The sequence below is a fragment of the Streptosporangium sp. NPDC020072 genome (assembly GCF_040631445.1).
GTDB lineage: Bacteria > Actinomycetota > Actinomycetes > Streptosporangiales > Streptosporangiaceae > Streptosporangium.
In genome coordinates this window covers 63,536-77,364 of sequence record NZ_JBEYAB010000004.1, presented here as the reverse complement: position 1 = coordinate 77,364, position 13,829 = coordinate 63,536, and the positions used below count along the sequence as shown (strand labels likewise).

The 13,829-nt window shown below is 69.8% G+C and carries 11 protein-coding genes and 1 tRNA gene; 9 read left to right on the top strand and 3 right to left on the bottom strand.

Annotated features, from left to right (window positions below):
* Nucleotides 1–129: 129 nt before the first annotated feature.
* A complete protein-coding gene (locus tag ABZ470_RS09840) occupies nucleotides 130–1,353 on the bottom strand; it encodes an LCP family protein (RefSeq protein ID WP_362911060.1) in 1,224 nt (407 codons plus the stop codon).
* 295 nt (nucleotides 1,354–1,648) lie between these two features.
* On the opposite strand from ABZ470_RS09840, the gene ABZ470_RS09835 reads away from it, so the two are divergent.
* Together ABZ470_RS09835 and ABZ470_RS09830 are read left to right on the top strand one after the other, a co-directional pair.
* Complete coding sequence (locus tag ABZ470_RS09835; RefSeq protein ID WP_362911059.1) at nucleotides 1,649–3,085, top strand: hemolysin family protein; 1,437 nt, start codon at nucleotides 1,649–1,651, stop codon at nucleotides 3,083–3,085.
* Nucleotides 3,082–4,113 (top strand): hemolysin family protein, encoded by a 1,032-nt coding sequence (locus ABZ470_RS09830; protein ID WP_362911058.1) that lies wholly within the window; start codon nucleotides 3,082–3,084, stop codon nucleotides 4,111–4,113. The genes ABZ470_RS09835 and ABZ470_RS09830 overlap by 4 nt, the downstream gene beginning before the upstream one ends.
* A gap of 285 nt (nucleotides 4,114–4,398) precedes the next feature.
* On the opposite strand, the gene ABZ470_RS09825 is transcribed toward ABZ470_RS09830, so the two are convergent.
* Nucleotides 4,399–4,481: transfer RNA gene (locus tag ABZ470_RS09825), tRNA-Leu, on the bottom strand.
* A 155-nt stretch (nucleotides 4,482–4,636) separates the two neighbouring features.
* Here ABZ470_RS09825 and ABZ470_RS09820 point away from each other — a divergent pair.
* From ABZ470_RS09820 to pknB, 7 genes are all read left to right on the top strand, one after another.
* Nucleotides 4,637–5,377: a DUF3662 and FHA domain-containing protein gene (locus tag ABZ470_RS09820; protein WP_352013502.1), complete on the top strand. Its 741-nt coding sequence runs from the start codon at nucleotides 4,637–4,639 to the stop codon at nucleotides 5,375–5,377.
* Between the two features lie 17 nt (nucleotides 5,378–5,394).
* Nucleotides 5,395–5,865, top strand: a complete 471-nt coding sequence (locus ABZ470_RS09815) for an FHA domain-containing protein (RefSeq protein WP_352013503.1) — start codon at nucleotides 5,395–5,397, stop codon at nucleotides 5,863–5,865.
* Nucleotides 5,862–7,175, top strand: a complete 1,314-nt coding sequence (locus ABZ470_RS09810; protein ID WP_362911057.1) for a Stp1/IreP family PP2C-type Ser/Thr phosphatase — start codon at nucleotides 5,862–5,864, stop codon at nucleotides 7,173–7,175. The genes ABZ470_RS09815 and ABZ470_RS09810 overlap by 4 nt, the downstream gene beginning before the upstream one ends.
* Before the next feature lie 4 nt (nucleotides 7,176–7,179).
* The gene (locus ABZ470_RS09805) at nucleotides 7,180–8,556 is read left to right on the top strand and encodes an FtsW/RodA/SpoVE family cell cycle protein (RefSeq protein WP_362783788.1); all 1,377 of its coding nucleotides are present in this window, start codon (nucleotides 7,180–7,182) and stop codon (nucleotides 8,554–8,556) included.
* Nucleotides 8,553–10,010: a penicillin-binding protein 2 gene (locus tag ABZ470_RS09800; protein WP_362911056.1), complete on the top strand. Its 1,458-nt coding sequence runs from the start codon at nucleotides 8,553–8,555 to the stop codon at nucleotides 10,008–10,010. The genes ABZ470_RS09805 and ABZ470_RS09800 overlap by 4 nt, the downstream gene beginning before the upstream one ends.
* The gene (locus tag ABZ470_RS09795; protein ID WP_362911055.1) at nucleotides 10,007–11,443 is read left to right on the top strand and encodes a protein kinase; all 1,437 of its coding nucleotides are present in this window, start codon (nucleotides 10,007–10,009) and stop codon (nucleotides 11,441–11,443) included. Before ABZ470_RS09800 ends, ABZ470_RS09795 begins: the two co-directional genes overlap by 4 nt.
* 82 nt (nucleotides 11,444–11,525) lie before the next feature.
* On the top strand, nucleotides 11,526–13,391 hold the full coding sequence (gene pknB, locus ABZ470_RS09790) for a Stk1 family PASTA domain-containing Ser/Thr kinase (protein WP_362783779.1): 1,866 nt from the start codon (nucleotides 11,526–11,528) through the stop codon (nucleotides 13,389–13,391).
* Nucleotides 13,392–13,667: 276 nt separating this feature from the next.
* Here the strand turns inward: pknB and ABZ470_RS09785 are convergent, their stop codons facing one another.
* Nucleotides 13,668–13,826 carry a hypothetical protein gene (locus ABZ470_RS09785; protein ID WP_362911054.1) on the bottom strand — a complete coding sequence of 53 codons (159 nt, stop codon included), beginning with the start codon at nucleotides 13,824–13,826 and terminating at the stop codon, nucleotides 13,668–13,670.
* Nucleotides 13,827–13,829: the final 3 nt, after the last annotated feature.

Genomic DNA, 13,829 nt, shown 5'->3' with positions numbered 1-13,829 from the left:
CCCAGCCCCCCCCCCGGGGGGGGGGGGGCCGCCCCGGGGGGCCCCGGTCCCCGCGGGCGCCCCCCCGGGGGGGGGGGGGGGGGGGGGGGGGGGGGGGCGCCCCCCCCCCCCCCCCCGCCTCCGGGTGAGTCACTTGCCCAGGACGTCCTGAGGGACCGGCTTGTCCTCGGCGAGGGCCTTGAACATGCGCAGCGCCTTGGCCCGGTCCCACTGGACGACGGCCTGGCCGTTGATGGTCGGCAGGGAGCCGACGGGGACGACGGTCGTGATCGGGTTGTCGCCCATCGCCAGGCCGAGGGAGAGCAGGTCGAAGGTGCCGGTCTCCTCGCCGACCTCGACCGAGTCCGCGGCGCTGAGGGCGAGCGGGATGGAGGTGAAGGGGTTGAGCAGCACTCCGGGGCTGGCCGCCTTCTTCACCACGGCGGAGAAGAACTGGCGCTGACGCTGGGTCCGCTCGAAGTCGGGGATGGCGCCGGTCGCGCGGGTCCGGACGTAGCCGAGGGCGGTCCCGCCGTCCAGCACCTGACGGCCCTTCTTCAGGTTGATCCCGGCCTTGTGGTCCTTGATGTCCTGCTTGACGTCGATCTCGACGCCGCCGATGGCGTCCACGATGCCGACGAAGCCTCCGAAACCGATCTCCATGTAGTGGTCGATCCGGATGCCGGTCACCTGCTCGACGGTCTTGGGCAGCAGTTTCTGGCCGCCCTCGAAGGCGTAGGCCGAGTTCAGCTTGCCCCGGCCGTGGCCGTCGATCGGCACGTAGGAGTCACGCGGAAGGCTGACCAGGGTCGGGCGGTCACCGGTGTCGGGGATGTGCAGGAGCATCATCGTGTCGGTCCTGCGCCCGACGGCCGAACCGGTGGCGAACTTCTTGCGCTGGGCCTTGGTCAGGCCCTGGCGGCTGTCGGAGCCGACCAGCAGCCAGTTGGTGCCGGGGGTGTCGGCGGGACGGCCCTCGTAGTCGCCGAGCGCGTCCACCCGCTTCAGCCGCGAGTTGATCGTGAAGTAGCCGCCGATCGCGACCACCAGAAGCACCACGAGCAACCCGACCAGGATCTGTACGGCCAGCCTGCCCGGCCGCTTCGGCCGCCACGACCGTCTCGGGGCGCCTCCCGAGCCCGAGGGCGGCTCGCCGGGGCCTCCTGAGGAAGGCTGCAGGGGCCTGACCTTGCCCGATCCCTGTCTGGGCTTGCCGTACACCCGGGAGGTGGCCCTTGGCTCCTCGCCGGGAACGTTCCTGGGGGAACCCTGCGCCGGATAGGCGGGCTGGCCCGCCGCTCGCGGCGACGCGGGACCCGGCGCCGGCGGCCGCAGGGCACGGGTGCGGTCGTCGTCCTCGGTCCAGTCGCCCACGTCGTATTCCCGCCACCTCTCGAAGTCACGATGAGACCGTCATTATCGACGCTACGTCGCGGTCCCGGCGCACGTAGGCGTGTGCCCAAGCTTTCGCTATGGATAAGTACATATAAGGGTGGTTATCAACCAACTATGGGATCGTCGGCCGATCTGGAAACATCGGCCCCCACGTGGATCGTTACCGTAGAGGACGACCGCTGCTCGAAAGGAAGATCGTGTCCACTTCGGACCCGTGGAGTACCTGCCCGTGCGAACGCACGGGAACCACTGACCCAGCCGGGGGAAGGACCCGGTGAACACGGTTCTCGGCCTGCTGGCCGTACTGCTCCTCACTCTCGCGACCGGTTACTTCGTCGCCCAGGAGTTCGCCTTCGTCGCCGCCGACCGGGGCGTTCTGCGTGAGCAGGCCGACGCCGGCGACGCCGCGGCCGAACGCGCGCTCACGGTGACGGGACGCCTGTCCTTCATGCTCTCCGGCGCGCAGCTCGGCATCACCGTGACCGCGCTGCTGGTCGGCTTCATCTCGGAACCGGCCATCGCGACCGTGTTGCGCCCCCCTCTCGAAGGGGCCGGGGTGCCCTCGGCCGCCGTGCCCGGCGTGGCGATCGCGCTGGCGGTCGCCGTGGCGACGATCATCCAGATGGTCTTCGGCGAACTCGCCCCGAAGAACCTCGGTATCGCCCGGCCCGAGCCTGTCGCCAAGTTCCTCGCCCGCTCGACGCTCGTCTACCTCAGGATCGCCGGTCCGGTGATCCGGCTGTTCGACTCCGCCGCGACCGGCCTGCTGCGCAAGGTCGGCGTCGAGCCGATCGAGGAGGTCGAGCACGGCGCCAGCCCGGAGGAGCTGTCACGGATCATCTCCGAGTCCGCGACCTCCGGCGCCCTGCCGCCGCGCCTTTCCGACCTGCTCGAACGGGCGCTGGAGTTCGGCGACCGCACCGCTGAGGACGTCATGGTGCCGCGGCCCAGGCTGGTGCTGCTGCGCGCCGAGCGCCCCATCTCCGACCTTCTCGACGCCGTCGCCGAACACGGCCACTCCCGCTACCCGGTGCTGCGCCACGACAACGGCGAGGAGGTCGCCGGGGTCACCGGCGTCAGGGAGCTGCTGAGGTCCCGCGTGACCGACGGGCCGATCGAGCTCGTCACCCGCCCGGCCCTGCTGGTCCCCGACTCGCTGCCGCTGCCGGTCGTGCTCGAACGCATGCGCGCCGCCATGGACGACCTGGCCTGCGTCATCGACGAGTACGGCGGGCTCGCGGGCGTCGTCACCGTCGAGGACCTCGCCGAGGAACTGGTCGGCGAACTGGTCGACGAGAACGACCCGGAGCCCGCAGGGGTCGTCGCCAACGACGACGGCACCTGGGACCTGCCCGGCACGCTCAGACTCGACGAGATCGAGCGCGCGACCAGGCTCTCGCTGCCCGAGAGCGACGACTACGACACCGTCGCGGGCCTGGTCCTGGCCACCCTTGGCAGGATGGCCGAGCCCGGCGACCGGGTCACCGTCACCCTGGCCCTGGAGAGCGACCCGCTCGACGACGACGGCGAGCAGGAGGCCGAGGCCACCCTCACCGTGCTCTCGGTCCACCGCAGGGTCCCCGAGTGGGTACGGCTGGCCTTCCCCGCTCCCGAGCGGGCCGACTTAGCCGAGGACTCCTCAGAAAGCGGGGAACACGCCTTGGCCGTACCCCGGCCCAATGAGCGCAGGCAGGCGGTGAACGGCCGATGAGCACCACCGGGGCCCTACTGCTCGGCGTCGCGCTGCTGATCGGCAACGCCTTCTTCGTGGCCGCCGAGTTCGCGGTCATCTCGGCCCGCAGGCACCGTCTTGAGGAGCTCGCGGGCAGGGGCGGCAGGATGACCCGCGTGGCCGCCCGCGCCGCCGTACGAGGGGGCAGGGAGCTGTCCCTGATGCTGGCCGGGGCGCAGCTGGGCATCACGCTGTGCTCCCTGGGCCTGGGCATGGTGACCGAGCCCGCCGTCGAGCACCTGCTCGAACCGGTCTTCGGGGCGATCGGCGTGCCCGAGTCGCTGCAGGTGCCCATCTCGCTGGTGATCGCGCTCGCGGTGATCACCTTCCTGCACATGGTGGTCGGCGAGATGGCCCCCAAGTCGTGGGCGCTGACCCACCCCGAGATCGCGGCGATCGGCCTGGCCCTGCCGTTCCGCGCCTTCACGCGGGTGGTCCGCCCGGTGCTGGCCGGGCTCAACGGCCTGACCAACGGGGTGCTCGGCCTGTTCGGCGTGCGCCCGAGGGACGAGCTGGCCACCACCAGGACCCCGGTCCAGCTAGCGATGCTGGTCGGTGAGTCGGGCCGGATGGGCCTGCTCGACCGCGCCGAGCACGACCTGCTCACCCGGGCCCTGCGGGTGCACCAGCAGCCCATCGAACGGCTGGCGCTGCCCCTGGCACGGGTGGCGTGCGTCCCCGGGGACGCCACCGGCGAGCAGGTTCGCGAGGTCGCCGCGGAGAGCGGGCACCTGCGCCTGCTGGTGACCTCGGAACGGCCCGGCGAGGTCCTGGGCGTGCTGCACGTCAGGGACGCCCTGGTCCGCCCTGAGGCCTCCCCTGCGGAGCTGGCCCGCCCGGTGCCGCTCCTCGGCCGGGACACCACGATCCCCGAGGCGGTCTCCGCCCTGCAGGAGGCCCACGCCCACGTGGGCCTGGTGACCGACGGGGAGAGGGTGACCGGCATGGTCAGCCTCACCGACCTGCTCGGCGAACTGCTGGACATGCGGGTGCTGGCCGCACGGTAGATCTTTGGAGCACTCGGGCCGGTGGGAGACGTCCTCCCACCGGCCCGTTTCTCTGTCAGCGTAATCAGCTTCGCCGTACGGACGCCTGCAAGCAGGTCGAAAGCGGCCAGAAAGGGCAGGGCGCTACATATTCGAGTGACCGGGACTTCTCCACGAGGAAGCGAACGACTAGTTTGATCACCGACCAGCCCGCAACCGCCACCCTTCGGACGGTCCCGATGCGCGACAGCGCCCCAGATGCAACGAAAAGACCCCGGCGCTTTCGCGACCGGGGTCTTGATCGAGTGGGCGAGGAGGGATTTGAACCCTCACGTCCTTTCGGACACACGGACCTGAACCGTGCGCGTCTGCCGTTCCGCCACCCGCCCTTGTTGGGTGCGCTGAAACATTAGCACGGATCAGCCGATACCCACGAACCCGGATACGATCCTCCTAGACGCGAGCGGAGCAGCAGGGGCGCGAGAGAGCGAGGAACAGCCCCGGGCGGCCGTGACCTACATAGACGGAAGAAGGGAGGGACCCGGTGGGAGTCCTTCAGCGCTTCGAGCGGAGGCTCGAAGGTCTGGTTGAGGGGGCCTTTGCGCGGGCGTTCAAATCCGACCTTCAGCCGGTCGAGGTGGCCAGCGCGGTCCAGCGGGAGATGGACGAACGGGCGGCGATCGTCGCGCAGGGCAGGACCCTCGTGCCGAACGACTTCGTGGTCGAGCTGTCGACGACCGACAGCGAGCGCCTCGACGTCTACGCCGACAGCATCAGCCACGAACTGGCCAACCTCGCCAGGGAGTACGCCAAGGAACAGGGCTACTCCTTCGTCGGCCCCGTGCGGGTCCGGTTCGAGACGGCCGAGGACCTGGCCGTCGGCCTGTTCCGCATCCGCTCCGGGGTGATCCGCGGGGCGACGGTCGAGCAGGACGAGATCCGCCAGCCGGTGAGCGACGTACCTCCTGCCCGGCCCCACGCCTTCAACGGACGCCCCCGTCTGCTGGTCTCCACCCAGGACGACCCGCAGGGCCAGCGCTCCTTCGACCTGACGACCCCGGTGACCCTGCTCGGCAGGGGCACCGACTGCGATCTTCGGCTGGTCGACCCCGGGGTCTCCCGGCACCACGCCGAGCTCCGGGTCGAGGGGCCGCAGGTCGTGCTCGTCGATCTGGGCTCGACGAACGGCACCTTCGTCAACGGCCAGCCGGTGCGCCGGGTCGAGCTCCAGAACGGCACTCGCGTGACGCTGGGGCGGACGACTCTGGTTTTCCGGCGCGATTAAAGGTAAACAGACGGTTCATGTCCGAGCTCACGCTGCTACTGATCCGCCTCGCGTTCCTGGCGGTGCTGTGGTTCTTCGTGATCGCCGCGGTAGGTGTGATCCGGACAGACTTGTTCGGATCACGCGCCGGCGCGCCGATCCCCGCCCGCAAGGCCCCCAAGGCCGCCAAGCCCGTCGTCGCCAAGCCCAGGAAGGGGGAGCCCCGGCAGATGGTCGTCACCGGCGGCCCCCTGCAGGGCACGACCATCACCCTGTCGGAGACTCCGATCACCATCGGCAGGGCGACCGACGCCACCCTGGTGGTCAGCGACGACTACGCCTCCAGCCGGCACGCCCGGCTCTTCCCCCAGGACGGTCAGTGGATCGTGGAAGATCTCGGTTCTACCAACGGAACATACCTCGACCGCTCCAAAGTCACCCGTCCGACTCCGGTGCCGCTCGGTGTTCCGATCCGCATCGGTAAGACCGTCATCGAATTGCGCAAATGACCATCGCACTCCGTTACGCCGCCCGCTCGGACGTCGGCCTCCTGCGTGAAGGCAACGAGGACTCGGCGTACGCAAGCGGCCGACTGCTCGCCGTCGCCGACGGCATGGGCGGCCACGCGCACGGCGAGGTGGCCAGCTCGGTCGCCATCGCCGCGATGTCCTCCCTCGACGAGGACACCCAGGGTGTCGACCTGCTCGGCGCCATCGAGGCTGCGGTCAGGGACGCCAATCGCAGACTCCACCAGATGGTCGGCGGCGACCCCAGCCTCAAGGGCATGGGCACCACACTGACCGCCATGCTGTGGTCGGGCACGAGGGTGGCACTGGTCCACGTCGGCGACTCACGCGCCTATCTGCTGCGCTCCGGCGAGCTGTACCAGATCACCCACGACCACACTCTCGTGCAGTCACTGGTCGACGACGGCCGGATCACCCAGGAGGAGGCCGCCACCCATCCCCAGCGGTCGATCCTGCTGCGGGCGCTCGACGGCAGCGGCGAGGTCGAGCCCGACCTGTCCCTGCGCGAGGCCCAGATCGGCGACCGCTACCTGCTGTGCTCCGACGGCCTGTCCGGGGTGGTGAGCGCCGAGACGCTGCACCAGGCGCTGTCCACGATCGACGACCCCGAGGCCGCGGTCCGCGCGCTCATCGACCTGGCCAACCGGGGAGGTGGTCCCGACAACATCACCTGCGTGCTCGCCGACGTGCTCGACGTCGACGAGGGGACCGCCCTGCCCGTCGACGCGGCCGTCGTCGGTGCCGCCGGGTCCATCAGGCAGCCCTCCCCGTCGGACGCCCCCGCCGGCCACGTGGGCCACGCGGGCGTCGTCACCATGCCGCAGCCGGTCATCACCGACGACGAGTTCGACGAACCCGTCGCCAGGGCGGCGGCGCGGCCGGTCAGGCGCCGCCGCCTGTGGCCGCTTCTGGCCTCGGTGGGCGGCGTCGTCCTCGTCGGTGGCAGCCTAGGGTGGTATTTCGGGACACAATGGCTTGAAGATCAATATTTCGTGGGAGCTAAAGGTGACGAGATCGTGGTTTTCCAAGGCGTGAAAACCAACCTCGGCCCCTTCCAGCTCTTCGACGTCGCCCGGAGCACCACGGAGTCGATCTCAACCCTTGGCGCGTTCCAGCAGGGCCAGGTACGCGACGGCATCCCCGTCCCCAGCGTCGAGGCGGGCCTGAAGAAGATCGCGGAGCTGAAGTCCTCGACGCCCCCCCAGAAGCCCGAACCCACCCCGAAGGCGACCGGGAAGGACAAGCAGACCCCCCAGTCGAGCGGCACTCCCACCCCGGACCCGACAAAGTAGATATATGAGCACCCCAAGCGTCGAGCTCGTCCCCCTGCCCGCCAAACGGCGAGTGGCCCAGTTGGTGATGCTCGCCTTCGCGGTCGTGATCGTGATGGGCGCCTACGCCAACGTGGGCCTGGCCATCGACGGCCGGGTTCCCGCAGGCATGCTCACCTACGGCCTCGGCCTCGGCGGATTCATGCTGGCCGCCTACCTCGTGCTGGCGAAGTTCGCCCCCTGGGCCGACCCGCTGATCCTGCCGCTGGTGACCGTGGTCAACGGGCTCGGCCTGGTGATGATCTACCGCATGGAGCAGGCGAAGATGCCGGGGGCCTCGGCGACCAACCAGCTCGTGTGGACCGGCGTCGGCGTCGTGCTGTTCTCCGTGACGCTGATCGTGCTGCGCGACCACCGCGCGCTGCAGCGTCTGACCTATACCGCGGGAGCGGCGGGCCTGCTGCTGCTGGTCTCCCCGCTCATCCCGTTCCTCGGCAAGGAGATCAACGGCGCCCGCATCTGGATCGGCGTCGGCGGCGCCAGTCTCCAGCCCGCCGAGTTCGCCAAGCTCGCGCTGGTCATCTTCTTCGCCGGTTACCTCGTCGCCAAGCGTGACGTGCTGGCACTGGCCGGGCGACGGCTGCTGTTCATCGACCTGCCCCGTGCCCGCGACCTCGGCCCGGTCCTCATCACCTGGGGTTTCAGCCTGGCCGTACTGGTGATGCAGAAGGACCTCGGATCCTCGCTGCTGATCTTCGGCACGTTCATCGCGATGCTCTACATCGCGACCCAGCGCACCTCGTGGGTGCTGATCGGCATCCTGCTCTTCGTCGGCGGCGCGATCCTGGCCGGGATGCTCTTCAGCCACGTGCAGGACCGCTTCACCGTCTACCTGCACCCCTACGACCCCGCCCTGTACGACAAGCCCGGCGGCAGCTTCCAGCTCCTTCAGGGCCTGTTCGCGATGGGGCAGGGCGGCATCGTCGGCACCGGACTTGGTCAGGGGTACCCCTACAAGATCCCGCTGGCCTTCTCCGACTTCATCTTCCCCGCCACCGGCGAGGAACTCGGACTGACCGGCCTGATGGCGCTGCTGATGATCTACGCGTTGATCGTCGAACGCGGCCTGCGCACCTCGATCGTGGCCCGCGACCCGTTCTCCAAGCTGCTGGCCGGCGGTCTTTCGTTCATCCTGGCCTGGCAGGTCTTCATCATCGTCGGCGGCGTGACCAACCTGATCCCGCTGACCGGCCTGGTCACCCCCTTCATGTCCCAGGGTGGTTCGGCACTGCTGGCTAACTGGATCCTTATCGCGTTGCTGGTACGCATGTCGGACAGTGCCAGGAAGCCCCCGCCCCAGGCCATCCAGGACGAAGGAATGACGCAGGTGTTCCAGCGATGAACGCTCCCCTCAAGCGCGTTGCCGTGGCCTGCCTGGTGATGTTCGGCCTGCTCATGCTCAACGTGAACTACCTGCAGGCCGTACGGGCCGACGGGCTGCGCTCCGACCCGCACAACGTCCGCAACTTCTACGCCCGCTACGAGGTCGAGCGGGGCCGGATCACCGCGGGCGACAAGGTGCTCGCCGAGTCCGTGGACACCGGCGACAACCAGTTCCGCTTCCAGCGGCGCTATCCGGGCGGCAAGATCTACGCGCCCATCACCGGGTTCTTCGCCCCGGAGAGCGAGCGCGACATGGAGGCCGCGGAGAACCCGCTGCTCAACGGCTCAAGCCCCGACCTGCTGATCCGGCGCGGCCTCGACCTGATCACGGGTGAGCGGACCAAGGGCGCCAACGTCGACCTGACGATCAACCCCAGGGCGCAGGAGGCGGCCTACCGGGCGCTGAGCGCCAGCGGCAAGAAGGGCGCCCTGGTCGCGATCGAGCCGAAGACGGGCGCGATCCTCGCCATGGTCTCGGTCCCCAGTTACGACCCCAACACGCTGGTCGGCCCGGACAAGGCCACGGTCAACAAGGCCTACAACAAGCTCGACAAGGACGAGGACAAACCGCTGGTCGACCGGGCGATCGAGCGCAGCTACCCGCCGGGCTCGACCTTCAAGGTGGTCACCCTGGCGGCCTACCTGGACAGCGACGACAGCGTCGGCCCGCAGACGCAGGTGGACGCCCCGCAGGTGCTCGACCTGCCCAACACCAGCGCCGACCTGCCCAACTACGGCGGTGCCGCGTGCGGCTCAGGGCGGGTGACGCTGACCTTCGCCCTCGAACGCTCCTGCAACACCCCGTTCGCCAAGATCGCGATGAGCCTGGGCTACGACGCGATGAAGGAGCAGGCCGAGAAGTTCGGCATCGGCGGCGAGCCGCTGAAGATCCCGATGGACGTCGCGGGCAGCGGGATCGGCCCCGAGGAGGACCTGGCCGCCCTGGCCCAGACCTCGATCGGCCAGCGCAGCAACCAGATGACGCCGCTGCAGATGGCTCTGGTCGCGGCGGGCATCGCCAACGACGGCGTGGTCATGAAGCCGTACCTCGTCAACAAGATCGCCGACGCCGAGGGTGGCGAGATCGACTCGGCCGACCCCGACAAGCTGTCCACCGCGATGAGCGAGGAGAACGCGAACAAGCTCACGGAGATGATGGTCAGCGTCGTCAGCAACGGCACCGCCAACGCGGCGCAGATCCCCGGCGTTTCCGTCGCGGGCAAGACCGGCACCGCCGAGACCGTCAAGGGCAGGGCTCCGCACGCGTGGTTCATCTCCTTCGCCCCCGCCGAGGACCCCAAGGTCGCCCTGGCGCTCATCGTCGAGTCGGGCAGCGCCGGTGACGACGCCTCCGGCGGTCACACCGCCGCCCCGATCGCCAAGAGCGTGATGGAAGCGGTGCTGGGCAGATGACCGCCCTGCTCGGAGGCCGATACCGCCCGCTCGGGCGGATCGCTACGGGCGGCATGGGCGAGGTGTGGCGGGCGAAGGACGAACTTCTCGGCCGGGAGGTCGCGGTCAAGCTGCTGCGCAGCCACGTGGCCTCCGACTCGACCTTCCGTGACCGCTTCAGGATGGAGGCCAGGTTCGCGGCGCGGCTCGCCGACCCGGCCATCGCGCAGGTCTTCGACTACGGCGAGGCCGAGGACGTCGCCTACCTCGTCATGGAGCTGGTGCCCGGCGAGTCGCTGGCGAACATCCTGTCCCGCGACGGCGCCCTGGGGACCGAGGTCACCCTCGACGTGATCCACCAGACCGCCAAGGGGCTGCGGGCCGCGCACAACGCGGGCATCATCCACCGCGACATCAAGCCCGGCAACCTGCTCGTCACCGGGGCCGGAGTGATCAAGATCACCGACTTCGGCATCGCCAGGGCGCTTGAGGCCGCGCCGGTGACCCTGACCGGCACGGTGCTCGGCACCGCCCAGTACCTCAGCCCGGAACAGGCCTCGGGCTCGCCGCTGACCTTCGCGACCGACATCTACTCGCTGGGCGTGGTGGCCTACGAGTGCCTGGCGGGCAGGCCGCCGTTCGTCGCGGACACCCAGGTGGCGGTCGCGCTCATGCACATCAACGCCACCCCTCCGCCGCTGCCGCTGAGCGTTCCGCTGGTGGTGCGCGACCTGGTGATGGCGTGTCTGGAGAAGGACCCGACGCTGCGCCCGGAGAGCGCCGGCGAACTGGTCCAGCGGGCGACGACGCTGCGCGGCGTCGTGACGGCCGGCGCGGTCTCCGACTCCTCCGACCTGGCCATGCTCACCGATCCGGCCGGGTGGCGTCCCGAGCCCGCGGGCGAGTGGCCGAGGGAGATCTCCGCAGCCCCGGTCACCCCGCCCCTGCCCGACGCGACGCCCGCGACCCCGCCGTCCCAGCCCGCCCAGCCGTCCTCGCCGGAGATCACCCGGGTCTCCCGGCGTCGTACGGCGCTGCGGCGCACGACAATGGTCGTCGCCGCGGTCGCGGGATGCGCCGCCGCCTTCGGGCTCGGCACCCTGGTGGTGAGGGACGCGACGGTTCCCGCGGGCCACACCGGCCCATCGGAACCGGTCATTCCGACGACCGCCTCGGTGACCAGGACCCCTGCCGTCAAGCCACGCAAAACGAAGCCCGCGTGGACGAGACCGCCGGTGGCTCCGACAAAGTCGGTCAGGACTACGCCCACGCCTTCGGCTACGGTAAGCACATCGGCCTCTCCGAGCGTCCGGCCGACGACGTCACCATCGCCCAGCCCCAGTCCGTCCACCCCGACCCCGACGCCCACCACGAGCCCGCCGGCGACTCCCAGCCCCACCCCGAGCAGTAGCCCCACAACCGGCGAAACGAACGAGCCGACCGGGGAGACGTGATGTGGCAACAGGTCGAAGATGGACACCGGTGGCCCAAGAGGCCAGCGGCACCCAAGATGAACGGTAAGGGACAGTGCAGGAAATGACTCAGCCCCGACGCCTCGGCGATCGCTACGAGCTTGACGGCGTCGTCGGGCGTGGCGGCATGGCCGAGGTCTACCGCGCACGAGACATCCGGCTGGATCGGATCGTCGCCATCAAGACCCTTCGCGCGGACCTGGCCAGGGATCACATCTTCCAGGCCCGTTTCCGCCGCGAGGCGCAGTCCGCCGCGTCACTGAACCACCCGTCCATCGTCGCGGTCTACGACACGGGTGAGGACGTGACGGACGGCGCGCCGGTGCCGTACATCGTGATGGAGTACGTCGACGGTCGCACGCTGCGCGACCTGCTGCGCGCCGACCGGCGGTTGATGCCGGAGCGCGCGGCCGAGCTGGTCGACGGCATCCTGCGGGCGCTCGACTACAGCCACCGCGGCGGGATCGTCCACCGGGACATCAAGCCGGCGAACATCATGATCACCCGCAACGGCGACGTCAAGGTCATGGACTTCGGCATCGCCCGCGCGATGGCCGACTCGGCCGCGACCATGACGCAGACCGCGCAGGTCATCGGAACCGCCCAGTACCTGTCGCCGGAGCAGGCCCGTGGTGAGCGGGTCGACGCGCGCAGCGACCTGTACTCGACCGGCTGCGTGCTGTACGAACTGCTGACCGGGCAGCCGCCCTTCACCGGTGACTCCCCCGTCGCGATCGCCTACCAGCACGTGCGCGAGGACCCGATCCCGCCCTCGCAGATCGACCCCGAAATCCCCGCGTGGGCCGACGCCATCGTGCTGAAGTCGATGGCCAAGGACCCGGCGCAGCGCTACCAGAGCGCGGCGGAGATGCGGGCCGACATCCAGCGGGCCATGTCGGGCATGCCGACCGACGCCCAGACGACGGCCATGGCCGCAGGCGGCTACGGCGGGGCCACCCGCACCATGCAGCAGCAGGCCCCGATGCCCGAGGGCCCCTCGACCCAGCGCACCACCGCGGTTCCCCCCTACGAGTACGGCCAGCAGGACGGCGGCAGGCCGGAGCGCGGCCGTCGCCGCCAGCAGAGCGGAAACACCGCGGTCAAGACGGCGGCGTGGATCCTGGTCCCGTTGTTGATCATCGGTGCCTTCATCGGCGTCGGCTACATGTTCCTGAGCGCGCCGGGCGGCAACACCGCGGCGACGAAGGTGAAGATCCCCGAGCTGGCCACGCAGACCGTCGCCGCGGCGAAGAAGACGCTGACCGACCTTGGGCTGCAGGTGAAGATCGAGGAGACCTTCGACGACAAGCTGCCGAAGGACACGGTCATCGACACCGACCCGGCCGCGACCACCGAGGTCGACAAGAACACCGTGGTCACCCTGAAGGTCTCCAAGGGCATCGAGAAGGTCGAGGTGCCCGACGTGCTCAACATGACCGTCGAGGAGGCGACCTCGGCCCTTGAGAACAAGGGCTTCAAGGTCAGCGTGCAGAGCAAGGTGTCCAGCCGTCCGCAGGGCAAGGTGTTCCAGTCCGACCCCGCGGCCGGTGAGAAGGCGGCCAAGGAGAGCACGGTCCGGATCTACGTGCCCAAGGAGGCCGTCGAGGTGCCGGGCGTGGCCAACCTCACGGTCGAGGACGCCACCCGGATGCTCAAGGACGCGGGCTTCAAGACCAAGGTGGTCGAGCAGCCGAGCGACCTGCCGGAGGGCACCGTCCTCAGCCAGGCTCCCCAGGCGGGCACCAAGCTGAACCCCGGCACCACGATCACGCTGCTCGTCTCCAGCGGGCAGCCCCCGCAGCCGACCGAGCAGCCGACCACCGACTATCCCGACGAGCAGCCCACCGACGACCAGCAGCCTGACCCTGAGCCGACGGAGACCGACGACGGCTCGATCTTCGACAACTCCGGTGACGGAGACCTGAGCTGAGCCTCTGACCTGGGTTTTCCCTGAGGACCTCCGCCGTCTGGCGGGGGTCCTCGTTCGTTCCCGGCTCCGGAGGGCGTTCCCGGCTCCGGAGATCGTTGGCGCCTCCGGTCTCAGGAAAGGAGAAGAGCCCTTCCGCCACTCGGGGGCGATGGCGGAAGGGCTCACTGGTTAGTCGTTCAGGGCATCGTGAGCGTTACACGGGTTCGCCGGAGTTTTCTCCGGCCTTTCCTCGGCCCCTCGTACGGCCCCTCGCATGGCAGGTCCGTGCCGTACGGCTCAGCGGTCCGGGAGGGCGGGGTCGAGGAGCAGGCGGGGTTCGACCCAGGGGAAGGCGACGAACCACAGCAGGGCGGCCGTCGCCGCCACGAGCGCCACGAGGGTGAGCGTCCTGACCGCGAGGGGGCCGGGAAGCGAACGCCAGAGCCTGCCGTACATGTC

Excerpts from the sequence above, each read along its gene's own strand:
- ABZ470_RS09830 (WP_362911058.1), top strand. The coding sequence starts at position 3,082 with ATGAGCACCACCGGGGCCCTACTGCTCGGCGTCGCGCTGCTGATCGGC.
- ABZ470_RS09815 (WP_352013503.1), top strand. The coding sequence starts at position 5,395 with ATGTCCGAGCTCACGCTGCTACTGATCCGCCTCGCGTTCCTGGCGGTG.
- ABZ470_RS09810 (WP_362911057.1), top strand. The coding sequence starts at position 5,862 with ATGACCATCGCACTCCGTTACGCCGCCCGCTCGGACGTCGGCCTCCTG.
- ABZ470_RS09805 (WP_362783788.1), top strand. The coding sequence starts at position 7,180 with ATGAGCACCCCAAGCGTCGAGCTCGTCCCCCTGCCCGCCAAACGGCGA.
- ABZ470_RS09800 (WP_362911056.1), top strand. The coding sequence starts at position 8,553 with ATGAACGCTCCCCTCAAGCGCGTTGCCGTGGCCTGCCTGGTGATGTTC.
- ABZ470_RS09795 (WP_362911055.1), top strand. The coding sequence starts at position 10,007 with ATGACCGCCCTGCTCGGAGGCCGATACCGCCCGCTCGGGCGGATCGCT.
- pknB (WP_362783779.1), top strand. The coding sequence starts at position 11,526 with ATGACTCAGCCCCGACGCCTCGGCGATCGCTACGAGCTTGACGGCGTC.
- ABZ470_RS09785 (WP_362911054.1), bottom strand. The coding sequence starts at position 13,826 with ATGTACGGCAGGCTCTGGCGTTCGCTTCCCGGCCCCCTCGCGGTCAGG.